Source organism: Geodermatophilus sp. SYSU D01105, from assembly GCF_054050095.1.
Genome location: NZ_JBJGYR010000006.1, coordinates 122,127 through 142,228 on the forward strand (window position 1 = coordinate 122,127; position 20,102 = coordinate 142,228).

Here is a 20,102-nt window from a genome sequence, read left to right on the forward strand (position 1 = left end):
GGTGTGCACCCGACCCCGGGGTGGGCCCCACCACAGGGCGGGACGGGCGTGGACCCCGTCCCGCCCCGCGGGTCACCCGCCGCCGCCGGCCGCGGCCTGAGCGGCCTCGTAGGCGTCGACGGCGGCCTGCAGGTCCTCCAGCGCCTGACCCTGGGCGGCGAAGTCACCGGAGCGCTGCGCGTTCTCCAGGGCCTGCAGCGCGGAGTTGATCCCGTCCACGGCCGACTGGAGCTCCGGCGTGTCCGCCGTCCCGCCGTCCGCCGGAGGTGCCGGCGTGGTCGTCGGCGAGGGGCTGGGTGACGGCGAGGGGCTCGGCGTCGTGGGCTCCTCCGCCGTCTCGTCGCTGTCGGCTGCCGCCTCCCCCGCCCCGGCGCCGAAGACCTGGTCCAGCGCCTCGGCGAGGGTGTTGGCGTAGCCGACCCGGCCGCCGTAGTTGACCAGCACCTTGCGCAGCAGCGGGAAGGAGTTGTCCCCGGTGCCCTCGACGTAGAGCGGCTGCACGTAGAGCAGGCCGTCGCCGCCGATGGGCAGGGTCAGCAGGTTGCCGAAGACCGCCCGCGACTCCTGGCTGTTGAACAGCGTCACGTCCGGCCGGACCTGGTCGTTGGTGTTGAACGACTGCTGCACCTGCTGCGGGCCGCGGAAGGGCGTGTTGCCCGGCAGCCGCAGCACCTGGATCTCCCCGTAGGTCGCCGGGTCGCTGGACGCGGAGATGAACGAGGAGAGGTTCTCCCGGCGGAAGGCGTTGAGCGCGCTGGTGAGCTGGAAGCTCGCGCGCTCGTCACCGGGCCGCTGGGCCAGGATGTAGTACGGCGGCTGCGCCTCCTGGGTGTCCTGCGTCGGGTCGGCGGGCACCTGCCAGCGGTCGTTCTGGTTGTAGAAGTCGACCGGGTCGCTGACGTGGTACCGGGTCAGCACGTCCCGCTGCAGCTTGAACAGGTCCTCCGGGTAGCGCACGTGGCTGACCAGCTCGTCCGACATCCGGTCGCGCGGCTCGACGACGCCGGGGAAGGCCTTCATGTAGGTCTTCAGAACCGGGTCGTCGACGTCCCACTGGTAGAGGGTGACGGTGCCGTCGTAGGCGTCCACCGTGGCCTTGACCGAGTTGCGGATGTAGTTGAACTGCTCGTTGGGCAGGGCCGTCGTCCCGGTGCCGGTGAGCGCGTCCGAGGCGGCCTCGCCCAGCTCCATCGACTCGGAGTACGGGTAGGAGTCCGAGGTGGTGTAGCCGTCGAGGATCCACTGGATCCGCCCGCCGATCACCGCCGGGTACGGGTCGCCGTCGACCTCGAGGAACGGCGCGGCCTTCTCGACGCGGTCCCGCGGGTCGCGGACGTAGAGCACCTTCGAGGCGTCGTTGACCGCGCTGGAGAGCAGGAAGTTGCGCTCCCGGTAGTAGATCGCGAAGGTCAGCTGCCGGAAGAAGCTGCCGATCGCGACGCCACCCTCGCCGTCGTAGGTGTTGTTGATCTGGCCCTCGTCCGACCCGTCCTCGGGCTGGTCGAACTCGCGCGGCGTGGCCCCCTCCGGCGCGCCGACGACCGAGTAGTTGTCGCTGCCGATCAGCTCGCCGTAGTAGATCCGCGGCTGCTCGACGTCGATGTTGCCGACCGTGGGCAGGTCACGGGTCGTGAAGTTGGGCTCGCCGCCCTCCTGACCGGCCACGACCTGGTTGGCCGGCGCCGCCACGAACCCGTTGCCGTGGGTGTAGACGGTGTGCCGGTTGATCCAGGTGTCCTGGTTCTCCGACAGCGCGTCGCTGTTGAGCTCGCGCGCGGCGACGACGTAGTCGCGGGTCTCGCCGTCGATCGTGTACCGGTCGATGTCGAGCTTCTCCGGGAAGCCGTACACGTTGCGGATCTGCTGGCGGGCCGTGAACGTGTCGGACAGGACGTTGGGGTCCAGCAGGCGGGCGTTCGGGATGGTCTCGGTGTCGTTGCGCAGCTCGGCCTGCGCCGCCGCGGTGTCGACCGACTCCCCCGTGCTGTCCTGCGCGTAGTCGATGTACTCGACGTCGGTGAGGTCGTAGGCGTCGCGCGTGGAGGCGATCGCCCGCTCGATGTAGTCCGACTCCCGCTGGTCGGCACTGGGCCGGACGACGAACTGCTGCACGATCGCCGGGTAGGCCACGCCGATCACCAGGCTGGACAGCAGCAGCAGCACCAGCGCTGCGGCCGGCAGCCGGAAGTTGCGGACGGCGACGTTGGCGAAGAAGGCGATCGCGCAGACCGCCGCGGCGAACACCAGGATCGTCTTGGCCGGGAGGAGCGCGTTGACGTCGGTGTAGCTGGCGCCGTTGAACAGCTCGCCGCGGTCGGAGTAGACCAGCCCGTAGCGGTCGAGCCAGTAGGCCACCGCCTTGAGCGCCACGAACAGCCCGAGCAGCACCGACAGCTGCACCATCGCCGCCGACGTCAACTTCTGCCCCGGTGTCTGCAGCCGCAGCCCGCCGAACACGTAGTGGGTGAGCAGCGAGCCGATCAGCGCCAGCAGCACGATGGCGAAGCCGAAGCCGAGCAGCAGGCGGTAGAAGGGGTAGTCGAAGACGAAGAACGACAGGTCCAGCCCGAACTGCGGGTCGGTCCGGCCGAAGTCGGTCGCGTTGCGGAAGGTCAGCCAGGTCTCCCAGTTGCCCTGGGCGGTGAACCCGGCGAACAGGCCGAGCACGACGGCCACCGCGGTCAGCACCAGGGTCCGGCGCGGCTCCAGCGACTGCCGGTAGCGCTCGAGGTTCTGCTGCTCGAGCGACATCGGCCGGAACGTGGGCCGGAACCGGTAGGCGAGGTAGATGGCCAGCGCCGTCAGGCCGCCGGTGGCCACGCCGGCCACCGCGAACAGCAGCGCACGGGTCTGCAGCTCGGTCCAGAAGACCTCGGTGTAGTCCGTCTCGTCGAACCACAGGTAGTCGACGTAGACGTTCGTCAGGGTCCCGATGGCCGTGAACAGCACCAGCAGCACGGCGATGGCCCCGATGACCACCTTCGCGCGCCGCGACAGCGTCGGCACGGACACGGGGGGCCGCATGGCCACGAGCGGTCTCCTTCAGTTGCAGTCGTGGCGGGCGGCCACGGACGTCCCCGGCCGCGGACGGTCGGGCCGGCCCGGAACGGGCGTCCCGGCGCCGTTCCGGTCAACCCAGATCAACGCGTGGGACCGCGCCGGGTTCCCCCGGTCGCCCGCTGTCGCCAACAGCTTCCCCCACCGGGGGCCCGATGTGTCGCCGGGGCGTCCTCAGCAGGGTTCCGGTGTCCGTCCGGCGCGGACGTCGGCCAGCGCGGCGAGGGCGTCGTCGAGGGTGGCCACCCGGGCGGTGACGAGCCCCTCCTGCGGCGCGGCGAGGGCGTCGGCGCAGTTGTCGGCGGGCACGAGGAACACCTCGGCGCCGATGTCCGCGGCGGCGACCATCTTCAACTGGATGCCGCCGATCGGTCCGACGTCACCGTCGGCGTCGATGGTGCCGGTCCCGGCCACCAGGGCCCCGCCGGTCAGGTCGGTGTCCCCGACCAGGTCGAGGATCCCGAGGGTGAGCATCAGCCCGGCCGACGGGCCGCCGACGTCCTCGACCCGGATGTCGATGTCGAAGGGCGCCGACGGCTGCTCGCGGACCAGCACGCCCAGCAGCGACCCCTCGTCGTCCTCCGCGGCCCGGGTCGTGACGGTCACGGTCTCGGCCTGCCCGAGGCGGATGAGGCCGACGGTGACGGTGGACCCGCCGGGGATCGAGGCGAGGACGTCGTCGAGCGTCTGCATGTCCGGGGTGGCCCGGCCGTCGACGCTGTCGATGGCGTCGCCCTCCTGCAGCAGTCCGTCGGACGGCGAGTCCTCGGTCAGGCCCCGCACGACCACCTTCACCGGGTAGCCCAGCTGCGAGAGCGCCGCGGCCTCGGCGGCCTCCTCGGAGGTGAGGAAGGCCTGCCGGTTGGCCTCGCGGGTCTCCTCCTCGGAGCGGTCGGAGGGGTACACCGCCTCCTCCGGGACGACGCTCACCTCGTCGTCGAACCACCCCTGCACCGCCTCGACCAGGCTCAGCCCGGCGCGGCTCACACCCACGGTGGTGAGCGTCAGCTCCCCCTCGACGTCGTTGCGCTCGCGGCCCTCGACGCTGATGACCGGCTCGCCGTCGATCTCGCCGAGGGTGTTGAAGGTGGGCCCGGGCACCTGCGCGACGTAGGGCACGGGCACGGCGGCACCGAGCACGCCGAAGACCACGAGCAGCACGACACCGACGCTGAGGACGGCGATCCGACGGGTCACGACCGGCGAGCTTATGTGGCCGGGCTGAACGGAGCCGGGGCCTCGGCGGTTCCGCCTTGCGCTGCGGGCGGACGGACCCTCTCGGCAGAGATCACCCGTCTACCGTGGGGGCATGAGCGATCTCCCGTTCGGCTTCGGCCTCCCCGATCGCGACCCCGAGCGCCGCGACCAGCCCGGATCCGGCGGCGGCATGCCACCCGGGTCCGGCGGGGGCGACGACCCGTTCGGGTTCGGGGCTCTCTTCGGCGGCGGCGCCGGCGGCGCGGGCACCCCCGAGGACCTCCTCGGCAAGATGCCGCTGTTCGCCGAGCTGCAGAAGCTCATGAACTGGTCGGGCGGGCCGGTCAACTGGGACCTCGCCCGTCAGGGGGCCATCAGCACGCTGGCCACCGGCTCCCAGCCGACGTCCGAGGCCGAGCGGGCCGCCGTCGCCGACGCGCTGCGGCTGGCCGACCTCTGGCTGGACCAGGTGACCGAGCTGCCCTCCGGCGTGGACCGTGCACTGGCGTGGTCCCGGGTGGAGTGGGTCGAGCAGACCCTCCCCGCGTGGAGCGAGCTCATCGACCCGCTGGCCGAGCGGGTGGTCGGCGCGATGACCAGCGCGCTGCCCGCCGAGGCGGCGGCGATGGCCGGGCCGCTGGCCGGGATCATGGGCCGGATGGGCGGGCTGATGTTCGGCGCCCAGGTCGGCCAGGCGCTGGGACGGCTCTCCGGTGAGGTCCTCACCAGCACCGAGGTCGGCATCCCCCTGGCCCCCGCGGGCGCCGGCGTCCTCCTGCCGCAGAACGTGGCCGAGTTCGCCGCGGGCCTGGACCGCCCGGCCGAGGAGGTGCGGCTGTTCCTGGCGCTGCGCGAGGCGGCGTCGCAGCGGTTGTTCGTGCACGTGCCGTGGCTGCGCCAGCAGCTGCACGACGCGGTGCACGCCTACGCCCGCGGGATCGAGGTCGACCGGGAGGCCATCGAGCGCGGCATCAACGAGGCCATGGGGTCCATGGGCGGCATCGACCCGTCCAACCCCGAGAGCATCCAGCAGCTGCTGAGCAGCGGCCTGCTCGAGCCGGAGGAGACCCCGGAGCAGCAGATGGCGCTGCGCCGGCTGGAGACGCTCCTGGCGCTGGTCGAGGGCTGGGTCGACGCCGTCGTCGCGGCGGCCGCCGGCGAGCGCCTCCCCGGCCACGGCGCGCTGGCCGAGACGATGCGCCGCCGCCGCGCCTCCGGCGGCCCGGCCGAGCAGACCTTCGCCACGCTGGTCGGGCTGCAGCTGCGGCCGCGGCGGCTGCGGGACGCGGCCACCGTCTGGGGCGCCATGGCGCAGCGGTACGGCAACGCCGAGCGTGACCGCCTGTGGTCCCACCCCGACCTCCTGCCGACCTCCGACGACCTCGACGAGCCCCTGGACTTCGTGGCCCGGCAGGGTGTGGACGACGAGCTGCGCGCCCTCACCGAGGACTCCGCGGAGGAGAAGCCGGCGGACGGGGACGACGCCGAGGACTGAGCCCGGCGTCGGTGGCCGGGGACCGCGACGCGCGGTCTCCCGCTCCGTCGGGGACGGCACGCAGCCGGGTGGACCGGTCGCGGGGGTCCGGAGGACCTCCCGACCGGGACGCGGGAGTGGGCTCAGCGGCGGCCGGGGGACGGCACCTGGTCGCGGTGTCGGCCGGTGGGCCGACAGTGTCATCGCGGGCGTCCGGAGGACCTCCCGACCGGGACACGGGCAGCGGCGCACCCGGGCCCCCTGCAGGGTCCCCCCGCGAGCGTGCGAGCGGTGGGGGCAGGGGGTCCTCTCTCAGTCGACCAGGTCGTCCTCGCCGCCGTCGGCCGGTTCCGCGCCGTCGGCGTGCGAGAGCTCCACGCCCTCGAGGAACCCGCGGGCGCGCTCGGCCTTCGGGTAGCGGGCCACGAGGGCCCAGAACCGCGCGTCGTGGCTGGGCTCGATCAGGTGCGCCAGCTCGTGCACCAGCACGTAGTCGACGACGTACTCCGGCATCGCCCGCAGCCGGCTCGACAGCCGGATGGTCCCGTCCGCCGGGGTGCACGACCCCCAGCGTCGCTGCTGGTTGTCCACCCAGCGGACGCTGGCCGGCTGCGGCACGCCGTCGAGGTGAGCCGACGACAGCGCCCGGGCGCGGGCCATCAGCTCGTCGTCCCCACCGAGGGACCGGCGGCGGCGCTCCTCGCGGGTCTGCAGCTTGGCGACCATCTGCGCCACCCAGCGACGCTCCTCGGCCGGGCTGAACGCCGCCGGGATGAGCACGACCGTCCGGCCGGACTCCCGGTAGGCGGTCACCGTCCGGCGGCGCCGCGCGCTGCGGCGGACCTCCACGTCCCCGGGCAGCACCGTCGCCGAGGCACTCCGGTCCGACCGGCTCGCGGGGACGGCGCGAGAGCCCCGGGCCTCCTGCGGAGGCGAGACCGGGACCGGGCGGTGCGGGGTGTCGGGAGGCGTTCCGGGCACGCAGGCACCGTAGTCACCGCCGCGCGGCCGCGCCGCACCACCGGGCCGACCGCGGGCGCATGTCGCACGGACGGTGGACACGAGGGCGCCCGTCCCGGGGACGGGTGCCCCGTCGAGCCGCCGTCCACAGCCCTGTGGACGCGTTCCCGCAGGTCGGAGCGGCCCTCGCCACCTCGCGCGGGCACCGGTGCACGGCCCCGTCCCCCGTTCGCGCACAGGGACACGCCGCAGCGTCCCCACGCGCTCCACAGCTCTGTCCACAGGCTGTGGGTGACGGGTTCCCCGTCGCCCCGAGTGGGCGCGCTCGTCACGGGTAGCGTTCCGGAGGACGGCGCCCGGGACGGGCACCGAGCAGGCCTGGAGAAGAGGAGGCACCGTGGCGGAGAGCTACAACGGCTACTGCGTGAAGTGCAAGGAGAAGCGGGACTTCGACGGCGAGGTCAAGGTCAGCGAGTCCGGCCGCCGCATGGCGCAGGGCACCTGCCCCGTCTGCGGCACCAAGATGAACCGGATCCTCGGCAAGGCCTGAGTTCGCCCGGCTCCCCACGGCGGCACCCGCACGGCGGGTGCCGCCGTCGTCGTCTCCGGCACCTGTGGACCCCGTCGGCGTCTGTGGACGAGGCGGGCACCCCCGGCCGCGCGGCTGCGAACCTGCCGGTGTGGACGACACCGCACACCCGCTCCTCCCCCCGGACGTCCCCCTCCTGCGGCTGGCGGGGTCCGGCGGCCGCGACACGCTCCGGGTGGGCGGGGCCGACTCCGGCGACGGGTTGCTCGTGACACCCGGTGCGGACGACCTCGCCGCCCTGCTGCGCGGGCTGGACGGGCGGCGCACCCAGCGGGGTGTCCTGACCGACGCCGCCCGTGCGGGGCACGACCCCGCCGCGGTCTCCACCCTGCTCGACGGGCTGCGGGCGACCGGCCTGCTGGTCGACGTCGACGCCACTGACCTGCTGGCCTCGGACGCCGGCCCGGCCGCCGCGGCTCGGACGCGATCGGAGCTCCCCTCGGCTGCGACCCGCGAGCAGCGGCGGGGGTCACCGTGGCGCGCCCGCCGCGGAGCGTCCGTGGTCGTCGAGGGGGCGACGCGGGTCGGGGTGCCGCTGGCCGCCCTCCTGGCCGCGAGCGGCGTGGGCCGGGTCAGCGTCCGGGACGCCGGTCCGGTCACCGCCGGAGACGCCGTCGTCGGAGGGCTGGACGCCGCGGACGAGGGGCGCGAGCGTGCGCTGGCCGCCGCCGACGCCGTCCGCCGCGCCAGCCCCCTGGCCGACGTGCGCCCGCTGCCCGCCGGCGCGCCCGGTGACCTGGTCGTCCTCACCCGCCCGTGGGCCGCCTCCGACCCGCTGGTCGCAGGCCTCCAGCGCCGTGGCGTGCCCCACCTGGTGGCCACCGTCCGTGGGCAGACCGGGGTGGTCGGCCCCCTCGTGGTGCCCGGTGCCACCAGCTGCCTGCGCTGTGCCGACCTGCACCGGCGGGACGCCGACCCGCGGTGGCCCGCGCTCGCCGCCCAGCTCACCGCGTCGCCGGCGCCCCCCAGCGGCGCGACCGTCACCTGCCTGATGACGGCGGTCACCGCGGCCGTGCAGGTGCTCGCCTACCTCGACGGCAGCGGCGCCCCCGTCACCCTCGGGGCGACGGTGGAGCTGCACCTCCCCGACCTGGTCCCCCGGCTGCGCCGCTGGCCGGCGCACCCCGACTGCGGGTGCCCCGCGGGTTCCCTCGGCCCCGATGGAGGGACATGAGCCCCCTCCTCCAGCGCTGCACCCACCCATCGGGTGACAATGGCGGGCAGAGTGCGCCGGCGAGCCCACACGGGGGCCTGGTGCCGCCGCGACTGCGGCCTGACGACGGCCAGCGAGGAGACCGCGTGACCGAGACCGGACGGGGCATCCCACGGGGCTCGGTCTCACGGACCGCACGGTTGGCCTCCCTCCCCCTGGGGGGGGGGGGGGGGGGGGGGCGGGGCCGGGGCTCGCGCCGGGCCGGGCGGCCCGGCCCCGCCCCCCCCCCCCCCCCCCCCCCCCCCCCCCCCCCCCCCCCCCCCCCCCCCCCCCCCCCACCCTCGGCATCGGCAAGCGGCTGTCCGGCCGGCCCGCCGACGCCGTCACCGCCGAGTTGCAGCAACGCACCGCCGAGCAGCTGTTCGCCGTCCTGGGCCAGCTCAAGGGCGGGGCGATGAAGCTCGGCCAGACGCTGTCGGTGTTCGAGGCCGCGGTCCCCGAGGAGGTCGCCGCGCCCTACCGCGAGGCGCTGGTGAAGCTGCAGGAGGAGGCGCCGCCGATGGCGGCGCGCACGGTCCACGGGGTCCTCGCCCAGCAGCTCGGCGGGAAGTGGCGGGAGCGCTTCCGGCACTTCGACGACGCCCCCGCGGCCGCGGCCAGCATCGGTCAGGTGCACCGCGGCACCTGGCGGGACGGGCGCGACGTCGCGGTGAAGATCCAGTACCCGGGTGCGGCCACCGCGCTGATGGCCGACCTCAACCAGCTCTCCCGCTTCGCCCGGCTGTTCGCCGCGCTCTTCCCGGGGATGGACGTCAAGCCGCTCATCGCCGAGCTCAAGGCCCGGGTCGTCGAGGAGCTCGACTACGGGCTGGAGGCCGATGCCCAGCGGGCCTTCGCCGCGGCCTACGTCGACGACGAGCAGATCGTCGTCCCCCGGGTCGTGGCCAGCGCGCCCAAGGTGATCGTCTCGGAGTGGCTGGAGGGGACGCCGCTGTCGCGGATCATCGCCTCGGGCACGCGGGAGCAGCGCGACCGCGCCGGCCTGCTGATGTCCGTGCTGCACTTCTCCGGGCCCCAGCGGGCCGGGCTGCTGCACGCCGACCCGCACCCGGGCAACTTCCGCCTGCTCGCCGACGGGCGGCTCGGGGTCATCGACTTCGGCGCGACCGCCCGCCTCCCCGACGGCCACCCCGAGCCGATCGGCCGGCTGGTGCGCTGGGCCCTCGAGGGCCGCGCCGACGACGTCCTGGCCGACCTGCGCGCGGAGGGCTTCGTGCGGCCCGGGGTCGAGGTCGACGCGCAGGGGGTGCTGGACTACCTGCGGCCGCTGCTGGAGCCGATCGAGAGCCACCACTTCCAGTTCACGCGGGCCTGGATGCAGGAGCAGGCCGCCCGCATCGCCGACCCGCGCAGCGAGGCCAGCCGGCTCGGCCGGATGCTCAACCTGCCCCCGGCCTACCTGCTCATCCACCGGGTGACGATCGGCTCGATCGGCGTGCTGTGCCAGCTGGACTCCGCGGGCGACTTCCGCAGCGTCATCGAGGAGTGGCTGCCCGGCTTCACCGGCTGAGGGTCACGGGTCCAGCCGCGCCTCGAGGTCGCGCAGGTGCTCCCGCGCGCACGCGGGGCACAGCGCGGTCGGCGGCGCGGGCTCCCGCGGGCCGGCGACGCCGGTCGCCCGGGGCGGGGTGCTCAGCGACCAGCCGCTCGGGACGTCGGCCGCGGTGCCGCTCCGGCCGCACCGGGCACAGGTCAGCTCGTCGTCCACTCCCCCAGCCTGCCCGCCGGGAGGGGCCGGGCACAGGAGGGCGGCCGGTCCCGGACGCACCGGGAGCGTCCGGGACCGGCCGCGGATCGGGCGGGGGCACGCGGCCCCCGCGGGAGGGACCGCCGTCAGCGGACGGCGGCGCTGGCGCGCGCGGCACGCCGCGTCGCCTGCTCGGCGCGACGGGCCCAGCGGCGGGCGGCGCGCAGCCGGTGGGCGCGCGCGGCGGTGTCGGCCTCGGCGCGCAGTTCGCGCAGTCGGTCGACGGCGAGGTCGTACTCGATGGTGTGCACCTTCAGTCCTCGGAGGTCTCGGGGAGCCCACCGGTCGGCGGGCCGGGATGGGTGGGTGGTGGTCGGGTCGGTCGGGGTCACGCGACCGCGACCTTGCGGGGGCGTCCGCGTGGCCGCTTCCGCGGGATGACCACGCCGCGCTCGAAGATCTCGCCGCCCCAGACGCCCCACGGCTCGCCGCGGTCGAGCGCACCGGCCAGGCAGGCGTCCCGGACCGGGCAGTTCGCGCAGAGCGTCTTGGCCTGCTCGAGCTGGGCCGGGCTCTCGGCGAACCACAGGTCCGGGTCGGTCCGGCACGGCAGCGGGAGCCGCACCGGAGCCGGGGTCGCCGGCCGTCGGGGAAGGGAGCCGCCGGTCCGGGGGAGCCCGGGTCGGCGGTGGGACGTCGGGCGGTCGATCGCCTGCTGCACTGCCGCTCCTCCTCGTACTCGTCGTCGTCAGCCGGCGGGGACCCGCCGACCGGGAGTCGGGGCCGGGTGCCGCGATGCCGAATGAGAGAGGCCGCGGAGCCCGGTGTTCGGGTTCCGCGGCCTCGAGGAGGACCGGTCGAGCGCTAGCTCAGTGGTCTCCTCGAGGAGGGGATCCCGAGGGTGGTGCCGTCGTTCTGCTCGTCCTGGATGACGTCGATGCCGGTGCCGAACTCATCGGTCGCACGGAGGGCGCCGAGGCCACGGCCGGAGGGCACGAGGTCGAACTGCGGAGCGCCGGGGACGTCGATGCCGGGGACCGGGGTCGCGACGGCGGGCACGCAGGTGGGCACGCCGGCGACGGCGGCGGTCAGGGGCAGGGCGCGGAGACGCTGGGCGGCGGACGGCGCCGTGTGGCCGGCCGGACGCACGGCGAGGCTCCCCGGGCCGGAGACCCCGGCGGGGGCGTCGGTCCACATCGTGGTGATCATCGGTCCCCCTCCTCTCCGGGGTCGGATCCCGGCCTGCCGGCCGGTCTCGGGCTTGGTGCGGCCCGGGGCGGTGCCCCGAGCGCGAGAAGGACAGTAGGGGCCCACCGCGAGGAGGGTCAACGCAATTAACCCCGCCGTGTCGGAGTGACCCAGGTCACCCGTTCGCCGTAACGGACGGCGACCTCTCAGGCGCTGACGGTGGCCAGCACGTCCTCGCCGTAGAGCTCGAGCTTGCGCGCGCCGATCCCAGGCAGGGCGGCCAGCTCGCGCAGCGTGGCCGGGCGGGACTCGGCGATGGCCTGCAGGGTCGCGTCGGTGAAGACCACGTAGGCGGGGACCGACGCGGACGCGGCGGCCTCGCTGCGCCAGGCCCGGAGCCGCTCGAACAGCTCCCCCGCCTCGCCCTCGAGGACGACCTTGGCGCGCTTCTGCCGCCGCGGGGGCGGCGCGGCCGTGGGGGTGGACTCCGGGACCAGCCCGGTGAGGAACCGGCTGCGCGGCCGCGACCGGCGGCCGCCCGGGTTGCGGGCCAGCGACCACGACAGCGTCAACTGCTCACGGGCCCGGGTCACGGCGACGTAGAGCAGCCGCCGTTCCTCCTCCACCGCCTCGGGTCGGGACAGCGACTGGGCGATCGGCACCACGCCGTCCACGAGGCCGACGACGAACACCGCATCCCACTCCAGGCCCTTGGCCGCGTGCATCGAGGCCAGGGTGACGCCCTGCACCGTGGGCGCGTGCTGCGCGTCGGCCCGCGCGGCCAGGTGGGTGACGAAGCCGGCGAGGTCCATCGTCGGGTCCTCGGCCACCAGGTCGACGGCGAGGTCGACCAGCGCGGCGAGGGACTGCCAGCGGTCGCGCGCGGCGCCGCCCGGCGGGGGCCGGTGCTCGGCCCAGCCGGTGGAGGCCAGCACGTCCCGCACGGTGGGCACCAGCGCGCCGGGCTCGATCCCGCCGGCCGCGGCGCCGCGCAGCAGCAGCACGGCCTCCCGCACCTCGGGCCGCTCGAAGAACCGCTCCCCGCCCTTGAGCACGTAGGGCACGCCCGCGGCGCTCAGCGCGTTCTCGTAGACCTCGGACTGGGCGTTGATCCGGAACAGCACGGCGATCTCGGCCGCCGGCATCCCCGCCTCGACGAGGGCGCGGCAGGCCTGCGCGACGGCGGCGGCCTCGGTCGGCTCGTCGGGGTGCTCGAAGAAGCGCGGCGCCGGACCCTCCGCGCGCTGGCCCAGCAACCGCAGGCCCGGCAGCCCCTTGCGCCGCGGTGCCTGCCCGATCAGCTTGTTGGCCAGCGCCACGACCTGCGGGGTGGAGCGGTAGTCCCGCTCCAGCTTGACCACCTCGGCGTCGGGGTAGCGGTCGGCGAAGCCGAGCAGGTAGTCGGGGTCGGCGCCGGTGAAGCTGTAGATCGTCTGGTTGGGGTCCCCGACGACGCACACGTCGGCCCGGCCACCGAGCCAGGCGTCGAGCAGCCGCTGCTGCAGCGGGTTGACGTCCTGGTACTCGTCGACGACGAAGTGCCGGTACTGGCCGCGCACCTGACGCGCCACGTCCGGGTGCTCCTCCAGTGCGTAGGCGGTGACGAGCAGGAGGTCCTCGAAGTCGAGGACGCCGTCGCGCTGCTTGGCCGACTCGTAGCTGGCGTAGACCGAGGCGACGGCGGCCGGCTCGAACGGCGGCTCGCGACCGGCGGCCTGCGCGCGGGCCGGGTAGTCGTCGGGGGTGGCCAGGGTGGTCTTGGCCCACTCGATCTCGCTGGCGAGGTCGCGCAGGCTCGTGCGGTCGGAGGAGAGGCGGCCCCGGGAGGCCGCGGTGGCGACCAGCCGCAGCTTGTTCTCCACCAGCCCCGGCATCGGCCCGCCCAGGACCCGCGGGGCGAAGTACCGCAGCTGACGCATCGCCGCGGCGTGGAACGTGCGCGCCTGCACGCCACCGACCCCGAGCCCGGCGAGGCGGCCGCGCAGCTCCCCGGCGGCGCGCGCGGTGAAGGTGACGGCCAGCACCTGCTCGGGCGCGAAGGCGCCCGTGTGCACCCCGTAGGCGATGCGGTGGGTGATGGTGCGCGTCTTCCCCGTGCCGGCACCGGCGAGGATGCAGACCGGCCCGGAGACGGCCTGGGCGGCCGCGCGCTGCTCGTCGTCCAGCTGCGCGAGCACCGCCTCCGCGCCCCGCACGACGCCGGGCGCTCCGGCGATCTGCGACATCCGGCCCCCCGTCTCTCCTCGATGGCCGTCCCCATCCTCCCAGCCGCTACCGACGCTGGAGGGAAGCATCCCCGGGCGCGCGGCGTTGACCCCCGGCGGTGGCCGGACTCCGCCGCGCCGCCCCACCGATCCCTGGGAGGACCCCCTCGATGAGTGCAGCGACCGCCGCCGTGACCATGTACACCACCACCTGGTGCGGCTACTGCGTGCGGCTGAAGAAGCTGATGCAGCGCGAGGGGATCGACTACGCCGAGGTCGACATCGAGCGCGACCCGGCCGCCGCCGACATCGTCATGCAGGCCAACGGCGGCAACCGCACGGTGCCGACGCTGGTGTTCGCCGACGGCAGCGCGCTGACCAACCCCAGCATCGACGAGGTCAAGAGCCAGCTCGCCCAGGCCGCTGAGGCGTGACGGCGAGTGTTCCCCCCGACTCGGTGCGCAAGGAGGCATGATCGTCGGCCGAGGGCTGTGACCACGGCCCCCTGACGTCCCGGCCACGAGACCGGGCCCGCCCCTCCGGAGGACGCCGTCGTGAGTTCGAGCGTCGAGCACGCAGCCGCCGCGGCCGCCTGCCCGGACGACGCACTCGGGTCGGAGGGACCCGCGGTCGTGGTCGCCCGCACCGGTCGGGGCTGGTCGGTCCTCGCCCCCGGCCGGGCGGCGGACGTGGGCGACCTGGTCGAGGGCATGTCGCTCGCCGACCTCGTCGCCGAGGAACTGGGCGCCCTGGTCGAGCCGGACCGGACCGCCCGGCGTGCCGCCCGCGGCCCGGTCGGGCAGACCGAGTCCGACGCCGACCCGCGCGACGCCCGCCTGGCCGCGCTCGAGCGGACCGTCGCCCAGCTCGAGCACGCGCTCGCGGCCCGGGTGTCCACCGAGCGCGCGATCGGCGTCCTGGCCGAGCGGCACGGCACCAGTCCCCGCTGCGCCTTCGAGCGGCTGCGCGGCAGCGCGCGGAACCAGGGGCGCCCGGTCGCCGACCTCGCCCGCGAGGTGCTCGAGGACCTCGAGACGCGCGCGGAGGAGCTCGCCCCGGCCGAGTCCGCGCCGCCTGCACCCCGGACCCTCGCCGCCTCCGACGGCCGGCGCACCCGGGCACGCGGCGAGCGGAGGGCCGCGGAGGAGCGGTCCTGACCCGTCCGGAGCCGCTGACCCCGACGGCGCTCGCCGACCGCCTGGCGGGGCTGCTCGGGGACCTGCCGCCCGAACCGGGGGCGACCGCGCTGCGGGTCGCCGTGGACGGGCCCGACGTCGCCGCGCCCGAGACCCTGGCCCGCGCGGTGGCCGAGCGGCTGCCGGCGCTGGGACGACCGGCCGCCGTCGTCCCGGCCGGTGGGTTCCTGCGCCCGGCCTCGCTGCGGTTCGAGCACGGCCGCACCGACCCCGACGCCCGCTACACCGACTGGCTCGACGCCGGGGCGCTGACCCGCGAGGTCCTGGAGCCCGTCGGCCCCGGCGGCTCGGGGCGGTACCTGCCGGTGCTGTGGGACGTCGTCCGCGACCGCGCCGCCCGGGCCCGCCCCGAACCGATGCCGCCGGGCGGCGTGCTGCTCGTGCCGGGTCCCCTGCTGCAGGGGTTGGGGCTCGCGTTCGACGTCGTCGTCCACCTGCGGGTGGCCCCACCGGCTCGTCGCCGGCGCACGCCCGCGGAGCAGGCCTGGGAGCTGCCCGCCTTCGACCGCTACGACGCCGAGGTGGACCCGGTGGCCCTCGCCGACGCCGTCGTCCTGGCCGACTCCCCCGACCACCCGGCACTGGTGCTCCAGGGCCGCCTCGCCTGACGACGGCCGTGATCGGCGTCCTGGTCGTCGCCGCCCCTCAGCCCAGCTCGCCGGCCACCCAGCGGTCGATGATGTGCCGGGCGATGGAGACCGCCGGTGGCAGTGCCCGCGGGCCGGCGCCGGAGCGCAGCTCCTCGCGGGTGAACCAGCGGGCCTCCTCGATCTCGGTGGGGTCCAGCCGCAGGGTCGGGTCCCCCTCGACGCGCGCGGTGTAGCCGAGCATCAGCGACTGCGGGAACGGCCAGGGCTGGCTGCCCACGTACCGGATGTCGGTGACCTGGACGCCGACCTCCTCGGCGACCTCGCGGGCGACGGCCGCCTCGGCGGACTCCCCCGGCTCGACGAACCCGGCGAGGATGGAGAACCGGCCGGGCGGCCAGACCGCCTGCCGGCCGAGCACGCACCGGTCGCCGCCGTCGTGGACCAGCATGATCACGGCCGGGTCGGTGCGCGGGAACAGCTCCGCACCGGTCACCGGGTCCCGCCGCACCCAGCCGGCCCGCTCGACGGTCGTCTCGGCCCCGGACAGCGGGCTGAACCGGTGCCGCTCGTGCCACTCGAGGATCCCGATCGCCTCGGCGAGCAGGCCCGCGTCGAGGTCGTCGAGGTCGGCGCCGAGCTCGCGCAGCCCGCTCCAGCCGTCGACCGGCCGCCCGCCGACGGCGAGCCGCCGGTCGCCGCGGACGGCGGCGTAGTGGACCCCGTCGGCCTCGCCGAGGTAGACCGCCCCGTCGGGCAGCTGCGTGCGCTCCTCCCAGAGGAGCCGGGGACGGCCGTCGTCCTCCCGGACCGGCACGGTGCGTCGCTCGTCGACGGTCAGCACCCGGACCGGGCGGCCCCCGGTGGGATCGGGCAGGGACCGCGCGAGGTGGCTGCGGTCGTGCGCGGAACGGGAGAGGACCGGCACCGGCCCCGGCGGGGACGGCCGGCTCTCCGGCCAGGAGCCGCGCGCGGGGTCGTGCAGGGGCGGGTTGTCCGCCGGCGTGCTGCCGCCGGCCGGGACGGTCACGCCGGCACCTCCGCCGAGGCGCGGACGTCGACCGGCCCGAGCGCCCGCAGCCCGTCGGTGACCCGCTCGGCGTCGCCGACCACCACCGCGGTCAGCGCGGCGGGCTGCAGGTAGCGGCGGGCCGCGGCCTGCACCTCCTCGACGGTCACCTCGGCCAGCGCCCGCTGGTGCTCGGCCAGCCAGCCCGGCGGGAGCCCGGCGCCGACCAGGGCCGACAGCGTGCTGGCCAGCCCGGCGTGCGTGGCCGTGGACAGCGCCATGCTGCCCAGCACGTACCGCCGGGCGCCGTCCAGCTCCTCGGGCGTGACCGGGGTGAGCGCCATCCGGCCCAGCTCGTAGAGGATCTCCAGCATCGCCGGCGCGGTGACCTCGGTGGCGACGTCGGCCTCGACCAGGAAAGACGACGCCGCGGCCAGGTGGTCGACCGAGCTGCGCGGGCTGTAGCTGTAGCCCCGCCGCTCGCGGATGTTCTCGACCAGCCGCGAGGAGAAGTAGCCGCCGTAGACCATGTTGGCCAGCCGGACGGCAGCCAGGTCGGGCTCGGTGCGGCTGGGGGCGGGTCCGCCGAGCCGGAGGTTGGACTGCACCGCGCCGGGGCGGTCGACCACCTCGAGGTGGCCGGGCACCAGCTGCGGCGCGGGCGGAGCGCTCACCGCCGTCCCCTCGCCGGTCCAGCCGGCCAGGGCCTCCCACGCCGCCTCGATCGCGGCCGCCGGGTCGAGGTCGCCGACGAGCACCAGCGTGCTGCCGGCGGGCAGCACCCGCTCGCGGTGCAGCTTGCGCAGCGCCTGGCTGCGCACCGCGGCGACCGCCTCGGTGGTGGGCAGCTGCTCGGCGTAGGGGTGGGTGCCGTACCGGCGGGCGGCCAGGGCGGTGCGCGCGATGACCCCGGGCTGCGACCGGGCGATGGAGATGCGCTCGCCGACGCGAGCGCGCTCTGCCTCGACCTGGTCGGCGGGGAACGTGGCGCTGGTGAGCACCTCGGCGAGCACACCGAGGACGGGGGCCAGGCCCTCGGACAGCAGCGTGGTCGAGAACAGCAGCCGGTCGGGGTCGGCCGAGACCGACAGCTCCCCGCCGTGGGCCTGGAAGAGCTGCGCGATGCCGGTGGCGTCGTGGGCCTCGGTGCCGAGCAGGACCGCGCCGGAGAGCACCGCCGTGCGCGCGGTGTGCGCGGCCGCGGTCCGCGCCGTCGGGGCGGCGAAGGGCACGCGCAGCCGCAGCTCGACCAGCGGGACGCCGGGTCGCGGGACGACGACCAGCCGCAGGCCGCTGGGCAGGGTGGCCTCGCTGACCGGCAGCTCGGGCTGCGGGCGGGGCTCGCCCAGCGGTGGGATCAGGTCCGGGGCACTCACCGACGTCCTCCCGTCGCGCGCAGTTCGAGGACGGCGGCGGTGCCGGGGTCCAGCCCGCGGGCGGCGACCTGCACCTGCTCGGGGGTGACCGCGGCGAGCCGGGCGGCGAGCTCGCCGGCCAGCTCGGCGCGACCGTGGATCAGCTCGGCCGTGCCGAACGCCAGCGTGCGGCCGAGCACGGAGTCGGCCTGGCGCAGCAGCTGTGCCTCGGCGCGGGCCTGCACGCGCGCGAGCTCCTCGGCGCCGACGCCCTCGTCGGCGATCTTGCCGATCTCCTCGTGCACCGCGGCCAGCACCTTCTCGACGGTGACCGACGCCGGGTGGTGGACCTGGGTGGTCAACAGCGTGGCGTCCCGGACCTCGAAGGGGTCGCCGAACAGGCCGACGTAGCTGCTCTGCGCGACGGCCAGCTGGTCGTCGTGCACGAGCCGGCGCTCCAGGCGGGAGGCGTCGCTCTCGCTGAGCAGCTCCGCGAGGAGGACGGTGCCCAGGTAGGTGTCGAGGTCGCCGACCGGGTCGGGGACCCGCCAGCCGACGGCCACCGCCGGGGTCGGTGCCAGGCGGTCCTCCACCACGCTCGAGCGCACCGTCGTCGGGGACGGCTCGCCGGTGGCGACCGTCGGCGGCACGTCGCGCGCCTCGATGGGGCCGAACCAGCGGCGCACCAGCCGCTCGGTCTCCTCGACCTCGAGGTCGCCGCCGATGCACACGACCGCGTTGCCCGGCGCGTAGTAGCGGTGGAAGAAGTCGGTGGCGTCCTCGACCGTGGAGGACTCGAGGTCGACGAAGGACCCGTAGCCGTCGTGGGTGTTGGCGAAGCTCTCGAAGGCGATCTGGGGCAGCTGCAGCCACGGGAAGGCGCCGTACGGCCGGTTGAGGACGTTGACCCGGATCTCCTCCTTCACCACGTCGATCTGGTTGCGGAGGTTCTCCTCGGTGATCGCCGGCGCCGCCATCCGGTCGGCCTCGAGGAAGATGGCGCGCTCGAGCGCCTCGGTGGGCAGCGCCTCGTAGTAGTTGGTGAAGTCCTGGTGGGTCGAGCCGTTGAAGGTGCCGCCCGCGGCCTGGACCAGGCGGGCGTGCTCCATCTTCGGCACGTTGGCCGAGCCCTGGAACATGAGGTGCTCGAAGAGGTGGGCGAAGCCGGTGCGGCCTTGCGGCTCGTTGCGCATCCCGACGTCGTAGGAGACGGTCACGGCGACCACCGGCACGCTGCGGTCGGGCGCGAGCACGACCCGCAGGCCGTTCTCCAGTCGGAATCGCTCCACCGGGTGCCGGAGGGTGAGGTCGGCCCCAGCTGCTGTCACGTCCCGACAGTAGCCGGACCCGGCGGCTAGGCGCCGTGGTGGACCTGGCCGCGGTGGACCGGTCGCGGGGCCCGGAGGGTCCCCGACCGGGACGCGGGGATCGGCTCCACTCGAGCCGGCGACGGCACCTGGCCGCGCTGCGGTCCGGAGGACCGCGGTGTCACAGCACCTCGACGCCGTCGATGACCCGGTCGATGACGCCGTACAGCTCCGCGTGCGTGTTCGGGATCGAGACGTAGAGCAGCGCCGGCGCCGGACGGCCGACGTCGAGCAGCAGCAGTGCCGCCCGCTCCCCGGTGGCGTCGTAGCCCTCCACGTCCCACGACAGGTCGAACTCGAACAGGTGCGCCGGCGCGCCGTCGACGGTGCGGCCCTCGTCGCGCAGGACCCGCCGCTCGTTGGGCGCCGGGTAGTAGTTGGTGCGCACGCTGTCGGCGACCTGGGCGAGCGTCGACTGCAGGCTCCCCGGCCCGGCGTAGCCGAACTGCTCGACCAGCGGGCCGGAGGTGCACTGGGCGATGAAGGTGCCGCCGTCGGGCGTGAGGTCCTGGGTCGTGAGGAACTGCCCCGCGACCGACGCCGTCTCGACGACCGGGCCCTGGTTGTACTCGTACCAGCCGTCGCCGAGGAAGGGGTAGGCGATGCCGGCGGCCTCGTCGACGATCCGCACCGTGCCCGGCGGGAAGGTCGGACCGGTGGCCACCGGAGGGCCGCCGGCCTGCCCGCCCTCGTCGGCCGCGCGGTCCGACGGCCGGCCGACGAGGAAGCCGATCAGCACGACGAGCACCACGCCGAGCACGGAGAGCCCGACGACCCACCCGGTGCGCCCGCGGCGCGGGGACGCCGGCGGGACCGGCGCGGACGGCGGGGTGGCCGGGACGTGCACCGGCGGCGCCTGGACGGCGACACCGGGTCCGGCGGGGGTGGTCACGTCCGACCAGGCCGTCCCGCTCCACCAGCGCACCATCCCCGGGGCGCCGTCCGGGTCGGGGTACCACCCCGCCGGGGCCCCTCCTGCCTGCCCTCCTCCGCTCACGTCTGCACCCTAGGACCGGCGG

Annotated in this window: 19 protein-coding genes; 7 read left to right on the forward strand and 12 right to left on the reverse strand. The window is 75.5% G+C overall.

Translation table 11 applies throughout. The features are described 5' to 3' along the window. Positions 1-72 precede the first annotated feature (72 nt). Together ACI79I_RS07470 and ACI79I_RS07475 are read right to left on the reverse strand one after the other, a co-directional pair. The gene (locus tag ACI79I_RS07470; RefSeq protein ID WP_456991782.1) at positions 73-3,024 is read right to left on the reverse strand and encodes a UPF0182 family membrane protein; all 2,952 of its coding nucleotides are present in this window, start codon (positions 3,022-3,024) and stop codon (positions 73-75) included. A gap of 207 nt (positions 3,025-3,231) precedes the next feature. After that, positions 3,232-4,254 carry a YlbL family protein gene (locus ACI79I_RS07475; protein WP_456991674.1) on the reverse strand — a complete coding sequence of 341 codons (1,023 nt, stop codon included), beginning with the start codon at positions 4,252-4,254 and terminating at the stop codon, positions 3,232-3,234. Between the two features lie 112 nt (positions 4,255-4,366). Between ACI79I_RS07475 and ACI79I_RS07480 the strand changes: the two genes are divergently transcribed. Then, positions 4,367-5,749 carry a zinc-dependent metalloprotease gene (locus ACI79I_RS07480; RefSeq protein ID WP_456991675.1) on the forward strand — a complete coding sequence of 461 codons (1,383 nt, stop codon included), beginning with the start codon at positions 4,367-4,369 and terminating at the stop codon, positions 5,747-5,749. Between the two features lie 291 nt (positions 5,750-6,040). On the opposite strand, the gene ACI79I_RS07485 is transcribed toward ACI79I_RS07480, so the two are convergent. Then, entirely contained in the window at positions 6,041-6,709 is a 669-nt protein-coding gene (locus tag ACI79I_RS07485; RefSeq protein WP_456991676.1) for a M48 metallopeptidase family protein, read from the reverse strand. A 376-nt stretch (positions 6,710-7,085) separates the two neighbouring features. Between ACI79I_RS07485 and ACI79I_RS07490 the strand changes: the two genes are divergently transcribed. From ACI79I_RS07490 to ACI79I_RS07500, 3 genes are all read left to right on the forward strand, one after another. Beyond that, positions 7,086-7,238 carry a DUF5679 domain-containing protein gene (locus ACI79I_RS07490; protein WP_012950213.1) on the forward strand — a complete coding sequence of 51 codons (153 nt, stop codon included), beginning with the start codon at positions 7,086-7,088 and terminating at the stop codon, positions 7,236-7,238. A 130-nt stretch (positions 7,239-7,368) separates the two neighbouring features. Beyond that, the gene (locus ACI79I_RS07495; protein ID WP_456991677.1) at positions 7,369-8,451 is read left to right on the forward strand and encodes a ThiF family adenylyltransferase; all 1,083 of its coding nucleotides are present in this window, start codon (positions 7,369-7,371) and stop codon (positions 8,449-8,451) included. 373 nt (positions 8,452-8,824) lie between these two features. Beyond that, positions 8,825-10,000, forward strand: a complete 1,176-nt coding sequence (locus ACI79I_RS07500; RefSeq protein ID WP_456991678.1) for an ABC1 kinase family protein — start codon at positions 8,825-8,827, stop codon at positions 9,998-10,000. A 3-nt stretch (positions 10,001-10,003) separates the two neighbouring features. On the opposite strand, the gene ACI79I_RS07505 is transcribed toward ACI79I_RS07500, so the two are convergent. From ACI79I_RS07505 to ACI79I_RS07525, 5 genes are all read right to left on the reverse strand, one after another. Then, the gene (locus ACI79I_RS07505) at positions 10,004-10,198 is read right to left on the reverse strand and encodes a hypothetical protein (RefSeq protein ID WP_456991680.1); all 195 of its coding nucleotides are present in this window, start codon (positions 10,196-10,198) and stop codon (positions 10,004-10,006) included. A 125-nt stretch (positions 10,199-10,323) separates the two neighbouring features. After that, positions 10,324-10,488 (reverse strand): hypothetical protein, encoded by a 165-nt coding sequence (locus ACI79I_RS07510; RefSeq protein WP_456918678.1) that lies wholly within the window; start codon positions 10,486-10,488, stop codon positions 10,324-10,326. A gap of 77 nt (positions 10,489-10,565) precedes the next feature. Continuing rightward, positions 10,566-10,802 (reverse strand): WhiB family transcriptional regulator, encoded by a 237-nt coding sequence (locus ACI79I_RS07515; RefSeq protein WP_456991681.1) that lies wholly within the window; start codon positions 10,800-10,802, stop codon positions 10,566-10,568. 239 nt (positions 10,803-11,041) lie between these two features. Continuing rightward, complete coding sequence (locus tag ACI79I_RS07520) at positions 11,042-11,386, reverse strand: hypothetical protein (protein ID WP_456991682.1); 345 nt, start codon at positions 11,384-11,386, stop codon at positions 11,042-11,044. Positions 11,387-11,571: 185 nt separating this feature from the next. Next, positions 11,572-13,590, reverse strand: a complete 2,019-nt coding sequence (locus tag ACI79I_RS07525; RefSeq protein ID WP_456991683.1) for an ATP-dependent helicase — start codon at positions 13,588-13,590, stop codon at positions 11,572-11,574. A 149-nt stretch (positions 13,591-13,739) separates the two neighbouring features. On the opposite strand from ACI79I_RS07525, the gene ACI79I_RS07530 reads away from it, so the two are divergent. The 3 genes from ACI79I_RS07530 to ACI79I_RS07540 all read left to right on the forward strand — a co-directional run bounded on the left by ACI79I_RS07530 (position 13,740) and on the right by ACI79I_RS07540 (position 15,373). Then, positions 13,740-14,003 carry a mycoredoxin gene (locus ACI79I_RS07530; protein ID WP_456991684.1) on the forward strand — a complete coding sequence of 88 codons (264 nt, stop codon included), beginning with the start codon at positions 13,740-13,742 and terminating at the stop codon, positions 14,001-14,003. A 120-nt stretch (positions 14,004-14,123) separates the two neighbouring features. Beyond that, positions 14,124-14,726 (forward strand): ANTAR domain-containing protein, encoded by a 603-nt coding sequence (locus tag ACI79I_RS07535; RefSeq protein ID WP_456991685.1) that lies wholly within the window; start codon positions 14,124-14,126, stop codon positions 14,724-14,726. Between the two features lie 101 nt (positions 14,727-14,827). Further along, entirely contained in the window at positions 14,828-15,373 is a 546-nt protein-coding gene (locus ACI79I_RS07540; protein ID WP_456991686.1) for a uridine kinase, read from the forward strand. A 37-nt stretch (positions 15,374-15,410) separates the two neighbouring features. On the opposite strand, the gene nudC is transcribed toward ACI79I_RS07540, so the two are convergent. The 4 genes from nudC to ACI79I_RS07560 form a co-directional block, all read right to left on the reverse strand. Beyond that, positions 15,411-16,382, reverse strand: a complete 972-nt coding sequence (gene nudC / locus ACI79I_RS07545; RefSeq protein ID WP_456991687.1) for an NAD(+) diphosphatase — start codon at positions 16,380-16,382, stop codon at positions 15,411-15,413. After that, positions 16,379-17,737 (reverse strand): M16 family metallopeptidase, encoded by a 1,359-nt coding sequence (locus ACI79I_RS07550; protein WP_456991688.1) that lies wholly within the window; start codon positions 17,735-17,737, stop codon positions 16,379-16,381. Before ACI79I_RS07550 ends, nudC begins: the two co-directional genes overlap by 4 nt. Continuing rightward, positions 17,734-19,044 carry a M16 family metallopeptidase gene (locus ACI79I_RS07555; RefSeq protein ID WP_456991689.1) on the reverse strand — a complete coding sequence of 437 codons (1,311 nt, stop codon included), beginning with the start codon at positions 19,042-19,044 and terminating at the stop codon, positions 17,734-17,736. The genes ACI79I_RS07550 and ACI79I_RS07555 overlap by 4 nt, the downstream gene beginning before the upstream one ends. A gap of 160 nt (positions 19,045-19,204) precedes the next feature. Then, positions 19,205-20,080, reverse strand: coding sequence for a DUF2510 domain-containing protein (locus ACI79I_RS07560; RefSeq protein ID WP_456991690.1), 876 nt, complete (start codon positions 20,078-20,080; stop codon positions 19,205-19,207). Between the last annotated feature and the right edge of the window lie 22 nt (positions 20,081-20,102).

Bases quoted from the DNA above. Each gene is read 5' to 3' on its own strand.
- ACI79I_RS07470 (WP_456991782.1), bottom strand. From the start codon at position 3,024: ATGCGGCCCCCCGTGTCCGTGCCGACGCTGTCGCGGCGCGCGAAGGTG.
- ACI79I_RS07480 (WP_456991675.1), top strand. From the start codon at position 4,367: ATGAGCGATCTCCCGTTCGGCTTCGGCCTCCCCGATCGCGACCCCGAG.
- ACI79I_RS07520 (WP_456991682.1), bottom strand. From the start codon at position 11,386: ATGATCACCACGATGTGGACCGACGCCCCCGCCGGGGTCTCCGGCCCG.
- ACI79I_RS07525 (WP_456991683.1), bottom strand. From the start codon at position 13,590: ATGTCGCAGATCGCCGGAGCGCCCGGCGTCGTGCGGGGCGCGGAGGCG.
- ACI79I_RS07530 (WP_456991684.1), top strand. From the start codon at position 13,740: ATGAGTGCAGCGACCGCCGCCGTGACCATGTACACCACCACCTGGTGC.